20 protein-coding genes are annotated in these 20,186 nt (G+C 40.0%); 10 read left to right on the top strand and 10 right to left on the bottom strand.

Going from position 1 to position 20,186, the window contains the following annotated elements:
* Positions 1-14 precede the first annotated feature (14 nt).
* The 3 genes from zigA to ACG59Z_RS15480 all read right to left on the bottom strand — a co-directional run bounded on the left by zigA (position 15) and on the right by ACG59Z_RS15480 (position 3,656).
* Complete coding sequence (gene zigA, locus ACG59Z_RS15490) at positions 15-1,280, bottom strand: zinc metallochaperone GTPase ZigA (RefSeq protein ID WP_400200151.1); 1,266 nt, start codon at positions 1,278-1,280, stop codon at positions 15-17.
* Between the two features lie 148 nt (positions 1,281-1,428).
* Entirely contained in the window at positions 1,429-2,109 is a 681-nt protein-coding gene (locus tag ACG59Z_RS15485; RefSeq protein WP_400200150.1) for a YcbK family protein, read from the bottom strand.
* 158 nt (positions 2,110-2,267) lie between these two features.
* Positions 2,268-3,656 (bottom strand): amino acid permease, encoded by a 1,389-nt coding sequence (locus tag ACG59Z_RS15480; RefSeq protein ID WP_016804548.1) that lies wholly within the window; start codon positions 3,654-3,656, stop codon positions 2,268-2,270.
* A gap of 359 nt (positions 3,657-4,015) precedes the next feature.
* Between ACG59Z_RS15480 and fahA the strand changes: the two genes are divergently transcribed.
* From fahA to ACG59Z_RS15460, 4 genes are all read left to right on the top strand, one after another.
* Positions 4,016-5,323, top strand: a complete 1,308-nt coding sequence (gene fahA, locus ACG59Z_RS15475; RefSeq protein ID WP_396481551.1) for a fumarylacetoacetase — start codon at positions 4,016-4,018, stop codon at positions 5,321-5,323.
* Entirely contained in the window at positions 5,310-5,942 is a 633-nt protein-coding gene (gene maiA / locus ACG59Z_RS15470; RefSeq protein WP_400200147.1) for a maleylacetoacetate isomerase, read from the top strand. Before fahA ends, maiA begins: the two co-directional genes overlap by 14 nt.
* Positions 5,943-5,958: 16 nt before the next feature.
* Positions 5,959-6,507, top strand: coding sequence for a VOC family protein (locus ACG59Z_RS15465; RefSeq protein WP_209045337.1), 549 nt, complete (start codon positions 5,959-5,961; stop codon positions 6,505-6,507).
* A gap of 298 nt (positions 6,508-6,805) precedes the next feature.
* Positions 6,806-7,585, top strand: coding sequence for an IclR family transcriptional regulator (locus ACG59Z_RS15460; RefSeq protein WP_151739225.1), 780 nt, complete (start codon positions 6,806-6,808; stop codon positions 7,583-7,585).
* Between the two features lie 65 nt (positions 7,586-7,650).
* Here the strand turns inward: ACG59Z_RS15460 and hppD are convergent, their stop codons facing one another.
* Complete coding sequence (hppD, locus tag ACG59Z_RS15455) at positions 7,651-8,706, bottom strand: 4-hydroxyphenylpyruvate dioxygenase (protein WP_009504341.1); 1,056 nt, start codon at positions 8,704-8,706, stop codon at positions 7,651-7,653.
* 522 nt (positions 8,707-9,228) lie between these two features.
* On the opposite strand from hppD, the gene ACG59Z_RS15450 reads away from it, so the two are divergent.
* Positions 9,229-9,699, top strand: coding sequence for a DUF523 domain-containing protein (locus ACG59Z_RS15450; protein WP_343570375.1), 471 nt, complete (start codon positions 9,229-9,231; stop codon positions 9,697-9,699).
* Between the two features lie 15 nt (positions 9,700-9,714).
* On the opposite strand, the gene ACG59Z_RS15445 is transcribed toward ACG59Z_RS15450, so the two are convergent.
* The 3 genes from ACG59Z_RS15445 to pncA all read right to left on the bottom strand — a co-directional run bounded on the left by ACG59Z_RS15445 (position 9,715) and on the right by pncA (position 12,873).
* Positions 9,715-11,058, bottom strand: coding sequence for an MATE family efflux transporter (locus ACG59Z_RS15445; protein ID WP_400200144.1), 1,344 nt, complete (start codon positions 11,056-11,058; stop codon positions 9,715-9,717).
* Between the two features lie 177 nt (positions 11,059-11,235).
* A complete protein-coding gene (locus ACG59Z_RS15440) occupies positions 11,236-12,174 on the bottom strand; it encodes a bile acid:sodium symporter family protein (protein ID WP_400200142.1) in 939 nt (312 codons plus the stop codon).
* A 54-nt stretch (positions 12,175-12,228) separates the two neighbouring features.
* Entirely contained in the window at positions 12,229-12,873 is a 645-nt protein-coding gene (pncA, locus tag ACG59Z_RS15435) for a bifunctional nicotinamidase/pyrazinamidase (RefSeq protein ID WP_400200140.1), read from the bottom strand.
* Positions 12,874-13,202: 329 nt separating this feature from the next.
* On the opposite strand from pncA, the gene dapA reads away from it, so the two are divergent.
* The 5 genes from dapA to ACG59Z_RS15410 all read left to right on the top strand — a co-directional run bounded on the left by dapA (position 13,203) and on the right by ACG59Z_RS15410 (position 17,011).
* Positions 13,203-14,096 (top strand): 4-hydroxy-tetrahydrodipicolinate synthase, encoded by an 894-nt coding sequence (dapA, locus tag ACG59Z_RS15430; protein ID WP_002054045.1) that lies wholly within the window; start codon positions 13,203-13,205, stop codon positions 14,094-14,096.
* 15 nt (positions 14,097-14,111) lie between these two features.
* On the top strand, positions 14,112-14,711 hold the full coding sequence (locus ACG59Z_RS15425) for a lipoprotein-34 precursor (NlpB) (RefSeq protein WP_400200213.1): 600 nt from the start codon (positions 14,112-14,114) through the stop codon (positions 14,709-14,711).
* A gap of 36 nt (positions 14,712-14,747) precedes the next feature.
* Positions 14,748-15,467, top strand: a complete 720-nt coding sequence (gene purC / locus ACG59Z_RS15420; protein ID WP_108679651.1) for a phosphoribosylaminoimidazolesuccinocarboxamide synthase — start codon at positions 14,748-14,750, stop codon at positions 15,465-15,467.
* A gap of 191 nt (positions 15,468-15,658) precedes the next feature.
* Positions 15,659-15,862, top strand: a complete 204-nt coding sequence (locus ACG59Z_RS15415; protein WP_209045346.1) for a hypothetical protein — start codon at positions 15,659-15,661, stop codon at positions 15,860-15,862.
* Between the two features lie 312 nt (positions 15,863-16,174).
* Positions 16,175-17,011: a formate/nitrite transporter family protein gene (locus ACG59Z_RS15410; protein ID WP_400200138.1), complete on the top strand. Its 837-nt coding sequence runs from the start codon at positions 16,175-16,177 to the stop codon at positions 17,009-17,011.
* 16 nt (positions 17,012-17,027) lie between these two features.
* Here the strand turns inward: ACG59Z_RS15410 and ACG59Z_RS15405 are convergent, their stop codons facing one another.
* The 3 genes from ACG59Z_RS15405 to ACG59Z_RS15395 all read right to left on the bottom strand — a co-directional run bounded on the left by ACG59Z_RS15405 (position 17,028) and on the right by ACG59Z_RS15395 (position 20,138).
* Positions 17,028-18,293 (bottom strand): replication-associated recombination protein A, encoded by a 1,266-nt coding sequence (locus ACG59Z_RS15405; protein ID WP_400200137.1) that lies wholly within the window; start codon positions 18,291-18,293, stop codon positions 17,028-17,030.
* Positions 18,294-18,398: 105 nt separating this feature from the next.
* Positions 18,399-19,571 carry a PQQ-dependent sugar dehydrogenase gene (locus ACG59Z_RS15400; RefSeq protein WP_400200135.1) on the bottom strand — a complete coding sequence of 391 codons (1,173 nt, stop codon included), beginning with the start codon at positions 19,569-19,571 and terminating at the stop codon, positions 18,399-18,401.
* 108 nt (positions 19,572-19,679) lie between these two features.
* The gene (locus tag ACG59Z_RS15395; RefSeq protein WP_400200133.1) at positions 19,680-20,138 is read right to left on the bottom strand and encodes a YcgN family cysteine cluster protein; all 459 of its coding nucleotides are present in this window, start codon (positions 20,136-20,138) and stop codon (positions 19,680-19,682) included.
* Positions 20,139-20,186 lie beyond the last annotated feature (48 nt).

The raw sequence follows: 20,186 nt of genomic DNA, 5'->3' as shown, positions 1-20,186 counted from the left end.
AGGGGCTTTTTTTATTAAGCAATCAACATCGTTTCATCATCTTGCTTAAAAGGGTTCGACCAGTTCTGCCAAGCTTGTGGTCCTAAAGCCATTTCTTCATCACTTAATAAGCAACGGTCTAAGCGTTGTATTAAAGCTTGCTCGTCCATTTGCATACCAATTAAAACCAGCTCCTGACGGGCATCACCTGTGCGTGCATCCCAGTTTTTCTTAATTTGTTCGATGCTGTCCAAGTCACTCGGCCAGTCTTCTTCTGCAACAGCCGCCCACCAATAACCTGCTAAGCCATGTCGAGCCATTGCACCTGCTTGTGACCATGAATAAGCCAAGGTAGGTTCGGCAGCCAACCAGAAAAAGCCTTTAGAACGCACGACTCCCGGCCATTCAGCCTGTACCAAATCATAAAAACGCTCTGGATGGAAAGGTCGGCGCGCGCGGTAAACAAAGCTACTGATTCCATACTCTTCAGTCTCAGGGGTATGCTCGCCGCGTAACTCTTTTAACCAACCCGGCGCTTGTGCAGCTTCATCAAAGTCAAATAACTGTGTATTTAAGATTTTATCTAAAGCGATCTTTCCAAATTGAGCAATTTCAATTCGAGCACGCGGGTTTAGCATTTTTAAAATCGCGATGAGCTGGTCTTGCTGAGCCTGATCAATCAAATCAATTTTATTCAGCACAATCACATCACAAAACTCGATTTGGTCAATAAGCAAGTCGACTACGGTTCTCTCATCTTGCTCGCCCAAGGACTCACCACGTTGTTGCAGTGAGTCAACTGAACTGTAATCTTTCAGAAAGTTAAACGCATCGACTACCGTGACCATGGTGTCGAGTCGAGCAAACTCATTGAGAGAATTTCCATTTTCATCTTCAAAGATAAAGGTTTCTGCAACAGGCAGTGGTTCTGAAATACCCGTCGACTCAATCACCAATTGGTCAAAGCGCCCTTCATCGGCTAAGCGTCTTACCTCAACCAATAAATCTTCTCGTAGCGTACAGCAAATACAGCCATTGCTCATTTCAACAAGTTTTTCATCTGTTCTTGAAAGTTCAGCCCCACCTTCACGTACTAATGCCGCATCAATATTCACCTCAGACATATCATTAACAATCACGGCAATACGGCGACCTTCACGATTATTTAAAATATGGTTGAGTAATGTGGTCTTTCCTGCACCCAAAAAGCCCGATAAAACAGTGACGGGAAGCTTGGCAAATGAGTTGGCGATTGCAGTGTGCATGGCTTGATCTCTTTGAATAATATTTAAACTGATCATGGCTGGCCATTGAAATATGGCCAGATCACAGGCGTAATCTATTTCTAAACCACAATAATGTTATGTTATAACATAACTATTAATCAAGTTTTTATTCTGCTTTTATTCAAACCAACTCATTTAGTCATTGAAAAAATTGCTTTTACAGTCACTGACAAATCGAGGTTCTATAGTGATGGTCAGGTCCCCATGATCGGAATCCTTGGCTATCAATATGAATTTGTCCCGAAGCATAAACACCCAGACCCATATTAAGTGCTTGCCCTTTGGTTTCCCAGAACTGACAAAGCTTGGTCTTGGTTTGTTGAATATTAAACTGGTCTAAATCGGTAGGCTGTTCTGGCCCAATTCGAAAATCAAGTGCTGCATTAAAGACATGTCGGGAAGCATCAGCCCCACCCGCACAGCGGTTTAAAGATAAAGCTCGATAGGCCGATGTCACTTCAAAATCGTTAATCACACCATCGTCAACTAATGCTTTTAAAATGCTAAGCGTCGGAACAATATTGGACCAAACCTCTCTCGGCGGTACCGCATAAGGCTCCACTCCACATTTTTGCCAGTCTCGAGCTGAACGTAATAACTCATAATCTGGCACTACATTGGCAAGTCCTTTCTGCTTAAGAAATTGCTTATAAGCCTGCACAGAATGTGCGTGATCTGCGGTTGCGATCCAAGCAGTATAATCTTCGGGTTGTTGTTTTATTCTTACCACTGTTTTAGATGGCTGAGGCAAAGAATGTGGATGCTTAGAAACCGTTGGCTTAGGTGTTTGAGTCGTACACGCAGTAAGAGAAAGCAAGATTAAACCTAAATAGGAATATTTCATAAATATGTTGTTCCTCCCTCAACATCGGGAAGCCTTAGTTATTCATTCAACAGATGTTATAATATAACAATTATAAAGTCCTTTAATTTCTGTTGTAAATTTTAAAAATAAAAAAGGACGTATTAATACGTCCTTTTTAGTTTCTAACTAAGACCTAATTACACATCTGCTTCTAAAGCATGTACAGGCTGCTCAGCTTTTAACTTACGGCGTTTAAATTGATAAGCCACCATTAAGCACAAAATCCAACCCGGAATCATCATCACCGCCACACGCATATCTGGTGTTAGCGACATGACAACTAAAATTCCGAGCATGAACACGATGCAAAGATAGTTGCTAAATGGATACATGAAACTTGGGAATTTAGTGGTTTGACCTTGACGGATCATGAATTTACGGAATTTTAAATGTGTCCATGAAATGACTACCCAGTTAATCACAATCGCTGCAACCACAAGCATCATGAGCAAGCCAAATGCTTTTTCAGGGAAAATGTAATTTAACAACACACATAAAATAGTGACTGCTGCAGAAAGAATCACTGCATTCGTTGGAATACCGCGTTTATTAATACGTGCAAATAATTTTGGTGCATTTCCTTGCTGAGCAAGACCGAGCAACATACGGCTACTGCAATAGCTTGTACCGTTATAAACTGATACCGCAGCAGTCAAAATAACGAAGTTAAGTAAAGTCGCAACACCTTGGCTGTCTAAAGAAGCAAATACCATTACAAAAGGACTGCCGCCTTGTGCCATTTGATTCCAAGGAAATAATGAGAATAAAACAAGAAGCGTCGCAATATAGAAAATTAAAATACGATAGATAATCTGGTTGACCGCTTTAGGTAAGGTTTTGTCTGGGTCACGTGCTTCAGCCGCAGTAATACCGAAAAGTTCGATACCACCAAAAGCAAAAATAATGACTGCCATAGCCATCACTAAACCTTTAATACCATATGGGAAGAAACCACCTAATGCCCAAAGGTTAGAAATGCTGGCTTGCGGCCCTGCCGTACCGGTTGCAAGTAAATACGAACCGAAACCGATCATGGCTAAAATGGCTAAGATTTTGACAATGGAAAACCAAAATTCCATTTCGCCAAAAAACTTAACATGCAATAAATTAATACCATTAATGAGAATAAAGAACGTTAGAGCGGATGCCCACGTTGGGATTTGCGGCCACCAATATTGAATATACAGACCAATTGCACTTAACTCCGCCATACATACCAGTACGTTGAGTACCCAGTAGTTCCATCCTGACATGAAGCCTGCAAAAGGTCCCCAATATTTGTAAGCAAAATGACTAAAAGAACCACTTACTGGTTCTTCTACCACCATTTCACCGAGCTGGCGCATCATTAAAAAAGCAATAAATCCTGCAATCGCATAACCCAAGATTACCGACGGACCTGCCAATTTAATCGATTGTGATATACCAAGAAACAGCCCTGTACCAATCGCTCCACCCAATGCAATCAGCTGGATGTGACGATTACTCAAACCGTGTTTCAGGTTTCCTTGCTCTTGTGTTGACATATGATTATTCTCATCCTTGTCACGTAATTTTTTTCCAATAAATTACGTATATCATAAATTGATCAGATTTTCATAGAGATTGATGAAAAAAATAATTGCGTTACTTTTCTCACAACCGCGCATGTAAGCAGAAAATGCAAGAAATAACAATTATTATGCAATGTGTAATTAAATTATGTATTGCGTAATTTGATGAATTCAGTATTATAAGAACCATGAAGCAATTGGTTGTTCTCGGTCTATATCAAACTCATAAGTAAAAAGATGATCTCACTAAAGGTTAAAACTTATTGAGTAGCTCAGTCCCTAGACCGAACTTTTATTTGTATAAGACGCGAGATGAAGACAAGGAAGCGAAAATGGAACAAAAACTAAACTCTTTTATTGAAGTTTCACCTCAATCTGATTTCACTATTCATAATTTGCCCTATGGTATTTTTAGTAGAACAGCCGAAGGCGAGCGTCAGGTCGGTGTAGCTATCGGTGATTGGGTCATTGATCTCGCTGCTCTTGAAAAGCATGGTCTTTTAAAACTTTCAGATCAAGACACATACTTTAACCAGCCTACACTGAATAAATTTATTGAATCAGGCAAAGCCAACTGGTCTAAAGTTCGTAAAACATTACAGTCTCTTCTTTCAGTTGAAAATTTAACACTTCAAGAAAACGAAGCATTACGTCAGGAAGTTCTAGTTAAGCAAGACAGTGTGACTTTACATTTACCTGTTCGCGTACCTGGCTATACCGATTTTTATTCTTCTAAAGAACACGCGACCAATGTCGGCTGTATGTTCCGCGACCCTAAAAATGCCTTGCTGCCAAACTGGACCGAATTACCTGTAGGTTATAACGGTCGTGCTAGCTCTGTTGTAGTCAGCGGAACTCAAGTGGTACGCCCATCAGGTCAAATCAAACTTCCAAATGAAGAACGTCCAGTTTTCTCAGCAACGCGTAAACTCGATTTCGAACTTGAAACAGCATTTATTGTAGGTAAACCAACTCAGTTGGGGCAGCCTATCTCGATTGAAAATGCTTGGGACCATATTTTTGGAATGGTTCTGCTAAACGACTGGTCAGCACGTGATATCCAGCAATGGGAATATGTTCCTCTAGGCCCATTCAACTCAAAATCGTTTGCTAGCGCTATTTCACCTTGGGTGGTAACTCTGGAAGCACTTGAACCATTTAAAGTTGAAGGCCCGAAACAAGAACCGAAACCACTCGCTTATTTACAAGAAAATATCGCTAACAGTTACGACATTAATTTGAGTGTTGAAATTCAAACACCAAAATCAGCACAAACTGATGTGATCTGTAAAACCAACTTCAAATATATGTACTGGTCTATGGCTCAGCAGCTGACTCACCATACCATTGGAGGCTGTAACGTTCAGGTCGGTGACTTAATGGGTTCAGGTACTATTTCAGGTTCTACACCGGACTCTTATGGCAGCTTGCTTGAACTGACTTGGAACACCACTAAACCTTTGACCCTTGCTAACGGCGAAACTCGTGGTTTCTTACAAGACGGCGATACGCTCATTATGAAAGGTCACTGTGAGAAAAATGGTATTCGTATTGGCTTTGGTGAAGTTCGAAATACTGTACTTCCTGCATTAGCTTTTGATTTTGCAGAGACTTCGGAGCCTGACTATGAAGCTGTATAGTTACTTTCGTAGCTCTGCAGCTTACAGAGTACGGATTGGTCTCAACCTTAAAAGTCTCGCTTATGAAACTGCACCAGTTCATTTAGTTAAAAATGAGCAGCAAAGTGAAGACTATTTAAAGTTAAATCGCAGTGCCTTAGTACCAACTTTAGTGGACGGCGATTTAACCTTGTCACAGTCATTAAGTATTTTGGAATATCTGGATGAACAATATCCGGAAACTAAACTACTTCCAAATGATGTGAAAGAGAGAGCCAAAATCCGTGCTTTTGCACAGGCGATTGCCTGTGATATTCACCCGTTAAACAACTTACGCGTTCTGAAATATTTGAAAAATGATTTAAACGTTTCGGACGAACAAAAAAACTATTGGTATCAGCACTGGATTATTGAAGGCTTTCAAAGTCTCGAACAGCTACTTCAAGATTCAAACGGACAGTTTTGCTTTGGACAACAAGCAACGATTGCCGATTGCTGCCTCATTCCACAGGTCTACAACGCGAAACGCTTCAAAATCGATTTATCTGCGTTTCCAAAAATTGAATCAATTTATCAACATTGTTTGTCTATCCCAGCCTTCTATAACGCGGCGCCAGAACAACAACCAGATTGGGAATAGTAAAAGGAGTTTCAACATGACATTTGCCATTAAAAAAATACATCACGTTGCATATCGCTGTAAGGATGCGAAAGAGACTGTTGAGTGGTATAAAAAAATGCTTAACATGGACTTTATCTTAGCTTTTGCTGAAGACCATGTGCCTTCAACCAAAGCTTTTGACCCTTATATGCATTTATTCCTAGATGCAGGCCAAGGCAACGTTTTGGCATTTTTTGAATTGCCAACCCAACCAGAAATGGGCCGAGATGAAAACACGCCTCAATGGGTACAACATATTGCCTTTGAAGTTGAAGATTTAAATGCCCTTTTAGCTGCCAAAAAACACTTGGAAGAAAACGGCGTTAAAGTGTTAGGTATTACTAACCACGGTATCTTCCACTCAATTTATTTCTTTGATCCAAATGGACACCGTTTAGAACTGACTTATAACGATATCCATGCAGAAGAAAAAATTGCAAAAATTACTGAAGAAATGAAAACTGAAATGTTAGATGAATGGAGCAAAACTAAACGTGCTCCACACCATACTCATTTCTTGCATGAAGAAGAATTAGGCGCATAATTCTTTCAAAGCAATCGTTTCAAAAGTCGGCATTGGTGAGAATAGTTTGAATGAACTGTTCTATATCAATGCCGATTTATATTGTTTAAATCTACTAAACTTCTCTCAATTTACGCTATAAATAAAAGATGAAGGTCATTGTAAGAATTGTTGATTATTAAACATGTGAATTTTGCTAATAGAAAAAGGTGATTTCTATTTTTCTATAGGCTCAGGCATGATGTAAAACGCATCAATTCCAATTTATGTTTATACATAACTGTTTAACTGCTGAAGTAAATCGATTAAGGGTATTTAAATGATTGAAGAAAAAGTATCTGGGGGGGTTCAATCACTTGAAGTTGGTTTATCCGTACTAAATGCCCTGTTAGAGCACAATCAACCGATTATTCTCAAAGACTTATCGAGTAAGCTCGAGATGCATCCTGCCAAAGTACACCGTTATTTGGTGAGCTTAATTCGCATGGATTACGCCAAACAACTTGAAGATGGGCAATATGCCTTAGGCGATCAGGCATGGCGTTTAGGCTTAAACTGCATTCAGCACAGTGATACTTTACAGTTGGTACAGCACCTAATTTATGACTTACAAAGCAAAATTGGCTGTGGTATTCAAATTAGTAAGTGGTCACCGAAAGGCCCTGTTGTGGTTCAGTCTATTGAATCTAACCACCCTATTTCGATTGTGACAAAAGTTGGCTCAATTATGCCTTTAGTCAATTCTGCTGCGGGACGTTTATTTGCTTCTTACCTTCCGGAGCATTTTATTCGTCCTTTATTAGAAGCTGAATGGCAAAAGCATCAGGAACTGGGACTAAACATTGCACCACACAACTGGCAAGAATTTTTAGAACTTAAAGATACGATCCGCCAGCAACAAATGTCGGCAGCTAAAGGTGACTTACTCACAGGCATTAATGCAGTCGGTCTGCCAGTATTTAACTCAAACCAAGGGATTGAGTTTTGTATTGTGGCGCTTGATAGCGAAATGTTTTTACCCGTCGACCCACAAAGTAAAATTATCGAAACGCTTAAAAATGAGATTAATTTAATTAATCAATATATTAAAAGCCGCTAATCAATAGCCATAAAAAAACCAAGAGCAATGCTCTTGGTTTTTTTAGATTAGAGACAAAGCAAAACTTATTTTGCTTCTAGAACACCACGGCGAATTTGGTCACGTTCAATCGATTCAAACAATGCTTTGAAGTTACCTTCACCAAAACCGTCATCATCTTTACGTTGAATGAATTCAAAGAAAACTGGCCCAATCATGTTTTGAGAGAAGATTTGCAATAAAAGCTTCTTCTGACCATCTTTAGTATTACCGTCAAGCAAAATACCGCGCTGCTGTAATTCATCAGTCGGTTCGCCATGCTCAGGTAAACGATCTTCCAACATTTCATAATAAGTGTTTGGTGGTGGAGTCATAAATTGTAGACCCAAGCCTTTTAACTTATCCCAAGTCGAAATTAAGTCATCACAAATAAATGCGATATGCTGAATACCTTCGCCATTAAAATCAGCTAAGAATTCTGCAATTTGACCGTTACCTTTGTCTGAATCTTCATTTAAAGGGATACGAATCATGCCATCTGGAGCAGTTAACGCTTTAGATGTTAAACCTGTATATTCGCCTTTAATGTCGAAGTAACGAATTTCTTGGAAGTTAAAAATTTTCTCATAGAAGTTTGCCCAGTACTCCATACGGCCTTTGTAGACGTTATGAGTTAAGTGGTCAATTTCTTTTAAACCAGCGCCTTCAGGGTTACGCTGCGCATCATCAAAGAAAATAAAGTCATTTTCATAAATATCACGGTCAACCAAGAAGATTGGCATGCCACCAATACCTTTAATTGCCGGAATGTTAAGCTCCATCGGCCCAACACTAGACTGCATTGGTTCTGCACCAAGCTCAACAGCCTTTTTAAAAGCTTTTGCCGCATCGCGTGTTTTGAATCCCATTGCGCAAGCAGATGGACCATGCTCATTGAAAAAGAATGAAGCATAAGATTCTGGCTGATAATTCAGGATAATATTGATATTTCCTTGACGCCATAAGTACACTTTTTTCGATTTATGCTTGGCTACTTTTGAAAAGCCGATTGTTTCAAAAATTGTATCTAATTCATTTTCTTTTGAAACAAACTCAATAAATGCAAAACCGCATAGTTCTAATGGGTTCTCTAAAATATCCATCTAGTTTCCCTCTGGTGATTACCTGATCCGTTTATTTCTCATGCTGATCTGGTCAGCTCCTTTCTCTATAGAATACGCATTTGCTGGGAGAGTGTTTGAACCGTCAAAATGCCTTAGCCCAACGCATCCTATGAGAAAAAAACCAATAACTAAAACGAAGATTGAGTGAGCACAAAACCGATGATTAATTTCCCTTCTATATGGTGTTTATTTTCCATACACACAGTCCTTTCTTATCTAAAAGTACGATTGAGATTTTTCAATAAACCTTTAAAAATCGCCTTTTCCTAAAGTCTTTCCTAGATTTATGGAGGCCAACATCCTTGTTGGACCTCCAATGGCCATTTACCTTAAAACAGATGCTACTAAAAACAATTAAATTATGCAATACATAATTTAATTATGAATTGTGTAATTTATTAATCAAATTACGCTGTTTGTTCGTGCCTGTTTTAGATTTCATATTTTATAAATCATTGGGTACACTCACATGGCTTTTAAAGTTCTAACGGCGGAAAACGCATGCTTTTAATCAGTGCTTGTTTAATTGGTGAACCTGTCCGTTATGACGGCCGATCATGCTTGCACACTACGCTTCAGCAGTTATTTTTAAATAAAAAAGCCCATGCACTTTGCCCAGAGTTATTAGGCGGTTTTAGCACGCCTCGTTTACCCGCAGAAATTGTGGGAGGAACAGGTCAAGATGTGCTTGATGGCAAGGCAAAAATTACTGATTCATCTGGTTTAGATGTGACAGCGCTCTATTTAAAAGGTGCTCACCGCACTTTGGAAATTGCACAGCAAATAAAAGCAAGTTGTGTGGTTTTAAAAGAAAATAGCCCATCTTGCGGCAGTCAAAAAATTTATAACGGTACTTTTCAAGGCGAGAAGATTACGGGTGTTGGGATTACCACAGCACTATTACAGCGCCATGGTTTTAATGTCATTTCTGAAAACGAAATTGAAGATTGGTTAGCAGCACATCCTCTTTAACCATTGTCTGCTCAATCAAAACCCTTTTAATTGCTTTCTAAAACGGAAACAGAAAGCACTCAATATACAAGCTACTAAATAGCTTATGACTGCCATACTCCAAAAACCATAAATTCCCATTGCAGAAATCGAGTGACTCCCCCAATACAGGCCTTTATAGGCCATCCACCAGCCACCACCCAATCCGAAACATAGCACCACGACTAAAAAAATCAGCATGGGTAAAATTGAGACATCCCAACAGCGTAGCAAAGAGGTGAGTAAGGTCATTAAGCCATCGAAAAAATGAGACATACAGACAATCAACAACAAGGATGCTGCCAAAATCTGCACGGCCAAATCATCTGAATAGAAGGTGACAATTAAGTCCCGTTCCAACCATAAACCTAGGGACAGACTGCCACTTACTGCCATAATTACCCATATACTTTGTCTGGCAATTTTGTTGGCTTCTTCCATGTTGCCACTGCCCATAGATCGTGACACCAAAATGCTATAAGCCGAGGCAATTGAGGAAGGAAAAATAAACATGAAGCCGCCAGTACTCGCGACAATTTGATGGGCTGCTGACACTACACTCCCAAAAGGCAAAATCAGAATAGCAACTGAACAAAATGCAACGACGTCCATCAACGCCATGAACGCCGTGGGTATGCCTATTTTTAAAATCATACGCAGACTTTGCCGGCTATCTTCAACCGACCGTTCTGGTTGCTCAATAAAAATGTAGCTTTTCTCTAGAAAAAACAGGTAATAAACAGCCAACATAAACCACCGAACAATAATAGTAGCTAATAAAGCTCCTATCGCACCGAGTGGCGGAATTGAAAATAAAGCGACACCATAAATCAAAAGATAGGACAAAATAATTTTAAGAATGAAGAAAATGCTATCTGATAGTAAAACCTTATGCGCATTTTCAGTGACCTGAGACAAAGCTGTAAATAAGCGCATCAGTAAATGCGCAGGTAAAATAAATACCAAAGCCCACATACAGTTTTTAGTAATTGAAACGACATGTTCAGATGCACCAAATAATTTTGGTAGATCACGGAACAAGTAAAGCAAGCCAATACTGATCAATGCCGAACATAACATCAGCCAAATGCCTTGAATAAAAATCTGACGTATACGCGGTAAATCATGGCAACCATAGGCTTCTGAAAGCTTGAGTATCACACCTTGCAGAATCCCCATCCCAATGACATAAATCACTGTATATAAAGATAAGGTTACCGATAATGCGGCGACATGGTCATTGCTAAAATGCCCTACATACGCAATATCAACCAATCCACTTAAAACTAGAATTAAATTGCTTGAGAGCATGGGAATAAATAATTTAAAAATCTGGTTCATCAAAAAAGCCTTATTTTTTTCTTTGCGATTTATGTTGATATTCACGTTATTTTTAGTGCATCAATCCAAAGCAAAAGACATACCAGTTCTAAATTCAGCTTCCCCTAAAATATTCTTTAAATAAAAAAGCCAAACTATTCGTTTGGCCTTCTTTTGTAATAGATGTTGTTTATACCGTTATTCTTGTTTGTGTTTACTTGCCCAATAAGTCGCAAGTGCAGGACCAGAAATATTGTGCCAAAGGCTGAAAATTGCGCTTGGTACGGCAGTAATCGGGGAAGCCGCAAAATGCACTGCTGCAAGCGCCACGCCTAAACCTGAATTTTGCATACCGACTTCTACAGCAATTGCTTTACTGTCCGCATACGGTAGTTTAAAGAACCGAGCTGCTGCAAAACCTAATAAATATCCAAATCCATTATGCAATATCACTACCGCCAAAATAAGCAAACCTGACTGTAAAATAGCCGCTTTGCTTCCACCAATAATGGCTGCCACAATCGCGACAATTGCAATGACCGAAACTAACGGCATGACTTGAATATAGGATTCGACTTGACGTTTAAGCCATGTTCTTAAAATCAGACCAACCACAATAGGCAGTAGCACCACCTGTAAAATTGAAATAAACATCGAAGTTGCATCAATCTTTAACCATTGGCTAGCAAGCAGATAAAAAATAGCAGGCGTTAACACAGGTGCTAAAAGTGTTGATACCGATGTACAAGCGACCGATAAGGCCACATTACCTTTGGCCATGTAGGTAATCACGTTGGAAGCAGTTCCACCGGGGCAACACCCCACTAAAATAACCCCAACAGCGATTTCTGGCGGTAAATTAAATAATTTACATAGAACAAATGCCAACCCCGGCATCACCACAAACTGTGCTACCACCCCAATCAACACCGCTTTAGGGCTTTGTAATACCCCTTTAAAATCATCGACGGTCATGGTCATTCCCATGCCGAGCATAATAATGCCCAAGATCCATGGAATATAAGCTTTAAGCCAGACAAAAAATTCAGGTTGCCATAGTGCCAATGCCGCAAAAACGATGACCCATAAAGCAAACGTTTTCTGAACAAATTGAGTAAAACGTAATAATCCAGACATGTTGTTCATCCATATCAAATCGCAATTAAAGCCCAAACAACATGAGCACTCTCTCTAACATTCACTCAACAATTCAGTCGATTGAATACGGACAACACCCTGTTGCTGCATCGCTTGCCATGCCTGTTCTAAAGAGCCGTTGAGATTAATACCCTTACAGGCATCTTCAATCACTAAAGTTTTAAAGCCAAGTTGAACTGCATCTAAAGCAGTCCATGCGACACAAAAGTCTGTAGCAATTCCAACCACATAGACCGTATCAATACCACGTTCTTTTAAATATCCCGTTAAACCTGTCATGGTTGTGTGGTCAGCTTCCATAAAAGCCGAGTAACTATCAATATGAGCATGAAAGCCTTTTCGGATAATCAGTTGAGCTGTCGGAATATTTAAATCTGGATGAAATTCGGCATCTTGGCTACCTTGTACGCAATGCTTAGGCCAAAGCACTTGCGGTCCATAGTCGAGCTCAATGGTTTCAAATGGCTGCTTGCCCACATGGTTGACTGCAAAAGATATATGATTATCTGGATGCCAATCTTGTGTGAGGACGACATTTTCAAAACAACCTGCCAATTGGTTAATGGTTGGAATAATTGTATCGGCATCGGCAACTGCTAAATTTCCACCCGGTGTAAAACCATTTTGTACATCAACTACGACTAAAGCCGAATTTTGTGGTTGTTTCTTCATTTTCATGCCATCTTAAGTCCCATTCGGGAAAAATATGCATTTTATCTTGCCATAAAAAAGACTGTAGCAAGTAAGGATTCGCAGAATTGAACCATATTGTCATATTTACTGTCTTTTACTTGAAATGATCAAATTGGCATTCTATGTTTTGCTCAAGTTTACATAGGGTTTATCAGTTAAGCATATTGTTCTTATGCGTCTGATCAGTCATAATTTGCATAATTGTCATTCAACAATCTGTTATTGTTAGAACTGGACAATCAAAATACTGCAACCATCCCACATTTTGTTTTTCTTACCTCAGATTCGGATGGATAAATAGGATATTTTTTAAAATGACTCAGCAAGCACAGACCATTCAAGGCTCAATCGTCGCAATTGTCACTCCCATGTTGAAAGATGGCGGTGTAGATTGGAAGGGTCTTGAGAAGCTGGTTGAGTGGCACATAGAACAAGGTACAAACAGTATTGTAGCCGTCGGTACAACCGGCGAAGCCTCAACATTGAGCATGGAAGAGCACACACAGGTTATTAAAGAAATTATTCGTGTAGCCAATAAACGTATTCCAATTATTGCCGGTACTGGTGCAAACTCAACCCGTGAAGCAATCGAATTAACTAAAGCAGCTAAAGACCTCGGTGCTGATGCAGCTTTACTTGTAACACCATACTATAACAAACCAACCCAAGAAGGCCTTTACCAGCACTACAAGGCAGTTGCTGAAGCTGTTGAATTACCTCTTATTCTCTATAACGTACCTGGTCGTACAGGCGTAGACTTGTCAAACGATACAGCAGTACGTTTAGCAGAGATTCCTAACATTGTGGGTATTAAAGACGCTACAGGTGACGTACCTCGTGGTAAAGCCTTAATTGAAGCTTTAAACGGCAAAATGGCTGTTTACTCAGGTGACGATGAAACTGCATGGGAACTTATGCTTCTTGGCGCAGACGGTAATATCTCGGTTACTGCAAACATTGCACCTAAGGCAATGAGTGAAGTATGCGCGGTTGCAATTGCTAAAGATGAGCCACAAGCGAAGACGCTTAACAATAAGATTGCAAATTTACACAATATTCTATTTTGCGAATCTAACCCAATTCCTGTGAAATGGGCACTACATGAGATGGGACTGATTGATACTGGTATTCGTTTACCACTCACTCCTCTCGCTGAGCAATATCGCGAACCTCTCCGCAATGCCCTAAAAGATGCGGGAATTATTTAATAAGAGCAATTTATGATGCAATTACGTCTTGGTTTAGTCCTTGCAGTTTCAGCCTTAAGTTTAGCTGGCTGTGGTCGCTTCGCACTCAATAATCACTCTTTAGATTATAAAAAAGCAAAGCAACTCGCCCCGCTTGAGTATCCTGCCGATGCAACTGTACGACCAGCGACGCCTTTGTATCCTGCACCAACAGTAGACCAGCTCGCTATCGATCACGCACCGAAGTTTGAAAACAAGCGTGGCAATCGTTTTGCATTGCCTCGCCCTGAACAAACTCAAGGTGATACAGCAGATACATCTGCTCAATCAGGTAGCGCGCTTAGTCGCCCTCAACTTGTGACAGATGGTAATAAAAACCCCCTGTTAAAAATTGATGGAAGTACTGCTGAAATTTGGCAATACACCAAAGCAACCCTAAGCACGTTAAATTACAACATCATCGCTCAAGGCAGTAATCAAGCGACGATTAAAGTAAATGACAAAACTTATGTGCTTAAACTGACTGGTGTTGGCTCTAGTCATAGCCTTGCTCTCTTTAATCCAGACAACACTTTTGCAAGCCCTGATGTTGCTGCGGAAGTGTTAAACCAGATTTACCAAAATTGGCCAGCCTAGTCGTTTACTAGGCATTTTTTTTTAAAAGGTTCCCTCATGTTAAAACAAACCTTGCTCTATACTGGTAAAGCAAAATCTGTATATGAAACAGACAATGCCGACCATCTGATTTTAGTCTTTCGTGATGATGCCTCTGCGTTCAATGGCGAAAAAATCGAACAACTAGATCGTAAAGGCAAGGTGAACAACCGTTTTAACGCCTTCATCATGGAAAAACTTGCTGAAGCAGGTATCGAAACGCATTTTGAAAAATTGCTTTCTCCAACTGAAGTTCTTGTTAAGAAACTTCAAATGATTCCTGTTGAATGCGTAATTCGTAACTACGCAGCGGGTTCTTTATGCCGTCGTTTAGGTGTTGAAGAAGGTAAAGAACTTACTCCTCCTACATTTGAATTGTTCTACAAAGATGATGGCCTAGGCGATCCAATGGTTAACGAATCTCAAGCGATTGCTTTAGGTTGGGCGACTGCTGAACAGTTAGAACAAATGAAAGTGTTAACTTATAAAGTAAATGATGTATTGAAAGCATTATTTGCTGAAGGCAACATGATCTTGGTGGACTTCAAACTTGAATTTGGTGTTTTCCATGACCGTATCGTACTTGGTGATGAATTCTCTCCAGACGGTTGCCGTTTATGGGATAAAGACACTAAGAAGAAACTCGACAAAGACCGTTTCCGTCAAGGTTTAGGCGGTGTTGTTGAAGCTTATGAAGAAGTTGCTTCTCGTTTAGGCGTAGATTTATCTGACATCTAATTCGCCAGCTTCATCAAAAAACCGAGCATTTTCGCTCGGTTTTTTATTTTCAGGACCCTAAAATTTAGGAAAAGTAGACAGATTTGTATATTTAATTAAATTATGACTTGCACAATCTAAAAACAAAGCACTAAAATCTAAAAAAATACTAATTGCATCACAATAATTAAATTTAAAGTATGGTGAATTTTATGGAACTGTTTAAGCCTGAAAAGAGATTAATGAATCACTCGATACATTTTGGTGAAAATCCATTAGTGATTTTATCTAATTTTAGCGACTCTGCTTTGAAACAAGGCTGGAGCGAAGCTGAAGTAGAAACCGTCATTTCTGAAGCTTCTAAAGGTGACTATATGAAACTCATACGCACATTGAGAACATATACCTTGCTTTAATCATCGACCTTACTGTAAGTGCACAGACCCAACCTCTCTTTGGTTTCGGACTCGTTCATAGAATTTATTCGCCTTTAACTCAGGCAACAAATAGTCTTGTTATACAAAGTACTCTCTATCTCTGCTTAGATTTAACCGTCCTATCTGGTTAATTGCTTTTATTCGCATATTATTTTGTTTACCACCGTATCATTCAATTTATAAAAAGACACATAAAGCTGTTAGGAATAAACTGGATTTATGCCGAATGCTGCCTTAACAATAAATAAAAATAATAAGTAGAAAATATTTATTCAGTGAGGAGCAAAGCTGATGGATCATGAAATAGAGGAAAAAAAGGTCGAGCAAACCTTAAGCTGGCGTGAAAAAATGGCAGTAGAAGAACATGAGAAACTGTCACCCCGTTTGGTCTATGAAATTATCCGCCGTGATGGTGCAGAAGAACTGGATCGTCCAACAGCTGCACTGATCTTTTCAGGCATTGCAGCAGGTCTGGTTATCAGTTTTTCATTTTTATTTAAAGCAATTATTGCCTCTTATATCCCAACTGATGCGATCTGGACAGATTTAATCACCAATTTCGGTTATACCATTGGCTTTCTAATTGCCATTTTGGGCCACATGCAGCTCTTTACCGAAAATACCATTACTACAGTTGTGCCCTTATTTAAGCCCTTTACCTTGGACAAATTAAGAGCCGTAGGCCGTTTATGGGGGATTGTGATTCTATGCAATATCATTGGAACAGCTTTGGCGAGTTTATTCTTCCTGACCACTGACCTGTTTACTCCAGACATTGACAAAGCACTAGATGAACTCGCACATCATGTAGCATCTTTTTCTGCAATCCAGAACCTGCTTAAAGGGGTTATGTCGGGACTTTTAATTGCCGCATTGGTCTGGATGTTACCCTCTGTTAGCAATAAATTCCTAGTCATCTTTTTCATGACTTATCTGATAGGGCTAGGCGACTTTACCCATGTAGTGGTTGGCTCTACCGAAATGTCCTATCTGGTCTGGCAAGGAGAGGCTTCTATTGGCGAATATCTATTTAATTTCCTGATCCCAACCACCATTGGTAATATTATTGGTGGTACAGGCGTGTTCACGCTACTGATTTACGGTCAGGTCACTGAAGAGTTGGAATAGCAAGAAGCAATAAAAACTATTGCTCCTGCTGCCATCTGCGTTGCTGTAAGCGCTCGCCTTCAACCTCACGCTTGTTTCTTGCCGACTCATAGAGTTTGGTACCCTTCAACTCAGGCGGCAAATAGTCTTGCAGCACAAAATGCTCTGGATAGTCATGAGGATATAAATAATTAATTCCATAACCTTGCTGTTTCATCAGCTTGGTCGGTGCATTTCTCAAGTGTAAAGGCACTGGTAAATTTGCCGTTTTCTCAGCAAGTTCTAAAGCTCGATTAATCGCTAAATAGGTACTATTACTTTTTGCACTTGTTGCTAAATAAACCGCGGTTTGGCCCAGAATAATTCGCCCCTCAGGCATACCCACCGCTTGTACAGAGCGGAAACATTCACCTGCAAGCAATAGCGCATTAGGATTCGAGTTCCCAATGTCTTCCGAAGCTGCAATCAGCATACGTCTTGCAATAAAAACCGGATCTTCCCCACCTTTAAGCATCCGCGCCATCCAATACAAGGCTGCGTCTGGATCACTACCACGAATTGATTTAATGAATGCAGAAACGAGATCGTAATGCTGCTCACCCGATTTGTCATAACGCGCAATATTTTGCTGAGCGACTTTTACCACTACAGCATTGGTAATGGTATTTTCAATTTCAGGCTCAAAAGTACTCGCAATTAAGTCCAGTAAATTAAGCGCTTTACGAGCATCACCTGCCGCAAACTGTAAAAGAGCATCGTACTCTTCAATATGAATGTAGCGTTCTTTTAAGAATTTATCGGCTTGAAGTGCATTATTAAGGAGTGTTTGAATTGCCTCACTGTCTAAACTATTTAAGGTATAGACCTGACAGCGAGATAAAAGCGCACTATTCACTTCAAAAGACGGGTTCTCAGTCGTCGCGCCTATTAAGGTAATTTTTCCTTTTTCTACCGCACCTAATAATGCATCTTGCTGAGATTTATTAAAGCGATGAATTTCATCAATAAAAACTACAGGTGTCAGTAAATCACCACTTTCTGCAATCACTTCACGTAATTCTTTTACACCCGTATTCAGCGCAGATAAGCTTACAAATGGGCGATCTATCGCTTGAGCCAAAAGTAAAGCAATCGTCGTTTTACCAACGCCTGGCGGCCCCCAAAAAATAATAGAAGGCAAATGCCCCTGATCAATCATTTGACGTAGAGGTGCATGTTCACCTAACAAATGATCTTGCCCAATAATTTCAGACAAGTCTCTCGGGCGCAGGCGTTCAGGAAGTGGAATATGGGTGTCTGACATCTCAAATAGCTTTATCGTCTTTTCACTATAGTCTATTGCGTCTCACAGAAATCTACAATTTGAATCTATGAGACACATCCTTTATTTACAGGCTAACTCGAGGCCTTAAGAGAGTTTCTTACTCAGCTTCAATAGACGGGCTTTCGGACCGTCTTCAATTACCCAAATTGAACCGTCTTGTGCTTCATGTAAACCACGAATACGTTGCTTCATTTCTAATCTCTGCACTTCTTTTACGGGCTTATGTTCTAAATCTACAACGACAATGGCTTCGGAAGATAATCCGCAAATTAAGGCTTTATTTTGCCATGCAGGAAATTGTTGTCCGCGATAAATAATTAAGCTCGACGGCGAGATTACCGGAGTCCAGTCTATCTCAGGTGCTTTAAATTGAGGATGAGTGTGATGGTCTGGAATAGGTTGACCTGAATAATGGTCGCCATTTGAGACAATTGGATAACCATAATTTTCACCTTTTACGATGATATTAAGCTCATCACCACCTTTAGGTCCCATCTCAACCACCCAGAGCTGTCCTTGGCGATCAAAAGCCATACCTAAGGGATTACGGTGTCCCAGTGACCATATTTCCGCAGTGACGCCGCCTTGCTGATAAAAAGGGTTACCTACGGCTGCTGAACCGTCATCATTTAAACGCAGAATTTTTCCCAAGTTACTTTTCATGTCTTGGGCAGGATCAAACTTTTGGCGCTCACCTGAACTCACCCAAAGCTTACCATCTGCGTCAAAAAGCATACGATGCCCATAATGGCCTTGCCCTGAGACTTTAGGTACTTGCTGCCAAATTTGCTTTATATCGGTAAGTTTTGGTTGATTAGGGTTAGATAAATCTAATTTCGCACGTGAAATCACTGCACCAGATCCGCCTTGCCCTTTGGCTGCATAACTGAGATATATCCAGTGATTTTTGGCAAAGTCTGGATGTAGAGCAACATCCCCTAAACCGCCCTGTCCGCCATAGTTCACCGCTGGAACACCCTGAACATCTAACACTTGTTTATTTTGGGGATTAAAAATTTTTAATTTGCCTTGTCGTTCAGTGACGAGTAAACGTTGGTCTGGCAAAGTAGTAATTGCCCAAGGTTCATTAAAATGTGCAACTGCCTCTATCTGATAAGTTTGTTTTGCAGCATTGGTTTGCTCTGTTTTTGCAGTTGTATTTTGTTCAGGATTTTTTGAATTAGTATTATTGGAGCCACAGGCCATTAATAATAAGAAGCTACTGCATAACAAGGGGGCTGCTAGTTGTCTCATCATTTTTATCTCCTTTTGCTTTTATTTTTATATAACGGAGATCATTAAAAAATTTACGATAAAAGTGTTACTTTATTATACGCTGTAATTTAAATGCCCATCGGGAGCGTATTAACGCACCCAACGCACGATATAATCTTCAAGATCATCTTCATGTACATCAGTTTCAGGAATACAACGTCCTGCAACCGACTTTTTCGCCTTAACGACGCTTTGTCTCGTACCTGTATTTAAATAATGCCAAGAAGGTAAATTCTTGCCTTCATTCAAACGTTTATAGGCACAGCTCGATGGTAACCAATGAATGGTTTTCAGACTTTCTGGCGTCAGTTGCAAACAGTCAGGTACTTGCTGCTGACGGTTTGAATAATCCGAGCAACGCCCTGTGCTGCAATCGAGTAACTTACACGCTACCTTGGTATAAGCCACCTCATGGGTATCTTCATCTTCTAGCTTAACCAAACAGCATAAACCACACCCATCACACAAAGCTTCCCACTCAGCCTGTGTCAGCTGCTCTAGCGTGTAATTTTTCCAAAACATTGGACGAAGTGAGGTCTCGGTAGACATAAGTTTTTAACAGCTATATAGATAAAGCAAAGTGAGATTATAGCATTG

Origin of the sequence: Acinetobacter sp. ABJ_C1_1 (assembly GCF_044684115.1) — a bacterium.
In the GTDB taxonomy this organism is placed as follows: Bacteria; Pseudomonadota; Gammaproteobacteria; order Pseudomonadales; family Moraxellaceae; genus Acinetobacter; species Acinetobacter nosocomialis_A.
This window is presented reverse-complemented; position numbering and strand designations above follow the sequence as displayed.

Bases quoted from the DNA above. Each gene is read 5' to 3' on its own strand.
- ACG59Z_RS15450 (WP_343570375.1), top strand. From the start codon at position 9,229: ATGCTTTTAATCAGTGCTTGTTTAATTGGTGAACCTGTCCGTTATGAC.
- ACG59Z_RS15480 (WP_016804548.1), bottom strand. From the start codon at position 3,656: ATGTCAACACAAGAGCAAGGAAACCTGAAACACGGTTTGAGTAATCGT.
- dapA (WP_002054045.1), top strand. From the start codon at position 13,203: ATGACTCAGCAAGCACAGACCATTCAAGGCTCAATCGTCGCAATTGTC.
- ACG59Z_RS15465 (WP_209045337.1), top strand. From the start codon at position 5,959: ATGACATTTGCCATTAAAAAAATACATCACGTTGCATATCGCTGTAAG.
- ACG59Z_RS15440 (WP_400200142.1), bottom strand. From the start codon at position 12,174: ATGTCTGGATTATTACGTTTTACTCAATTTGTTCAGAAAACGTTTGCT.
- ACG59Z_RS15415 (WP_209045346.1), top strand. From the start codon at position 15,659: ATGGAACTGTTTAAGCCTGAAAAGAGATTAATGAATCACTCGATACAT.
- fahA (WP_396481551.1), top strand. From the start codon at position 4,016: ATGGAACAAAAACTAAACTCTTTTATTGAAGTTTCACCTCAATCTGAT.
- maiA (WP_400200147.1), top strand. From the start codon at position 5,310: ATGAAGCTGTATAGTTACTTTCGTAGCTCTGCAGCTTACAGAGTACGG.
- ACG59Z_RS15425 (WP_400200213.1), top strand. From the start codon at position 14,112: ATGCAATTACGTCTTGGTTTAGTCCTTGCAGTTTCAGCCTTAAGTTTA.
- ACG59Z_RS15405 (WP_400200137.1), bottom strand. From the start codon at position 18,293: ATGTCAGACACCCATATTCCACTTCCTGAACGCCTGCGCCCGAGAGAC.
- ACG59Z_RS15400 (WP_400200135.1), bottom strand. From the start codon at position 19,571: ATGATGAGACAACTAGCAGCCCCCTTGTTATGCAGTAGCTTCTTATTA.
- zigA (WP_400200151.1), bottom strand. From the start codon at position 1,280: ATGATCAGTTTAAATATTATTCAAAGAGATCAAGCCATGCACACTGCA.
- hppD (WP_009504341.1), bottom strand. From the start codon at position 8,706: ATGGATATTTTAGAGAACCCATTAGAACTATGCGGTTTTGCATTTATT.
- pncA (WP_400200140.1), bottom strand. From the start codon at position 12,873: ATGAAAATGAAGAAACAACCACAAAATTCGGCTTTAGTCGTAGTTGAT.
- ACG59Z_RS15445 (WP_400200144.1), bottom strand. From the start codon at position 11,058: ATGAACCAGATTTTTAAATTATTTATTCCCATGCTCTCAAGCAATTTA.
- ACG59Z_RS15460 (WP_151739225.1), top strand. From the start codon at position 6,806: ATGATTGAAGAAAAAGTATCTGGGGGGGTTCAATCACTTGAAGTTGGT.
- ACG59Z_RS15485 (WP_400200150.1), bottom strand. From the start codon at position 2,109: ATGAAATATTCCTATTTAGGTTTAATCTTGCTTTCTCTTACTGCGTGT.
- purC (WP_108679651.1), top strand. From the start codon at position 14,748: ATGTTAAAACAAACCTTGCTCTATACTGGTAAAGCAAAATCTGTATAT.
- ACG59Z_RS15395 (WP_400200133.1), bottom strand. From the start codon at position 20,138: ATGTCTACCGAGACCTCACTTCGTCCAATGTTTTGGAAAAATTACACG.
- ACG59Z_RS15410 (WP_400200138.1), top strand. From the start codon at position 16,175: ATGGATCATGAAATAGAGGAAAAAAAGGTCGAGCAAACCTTAAGCTGG.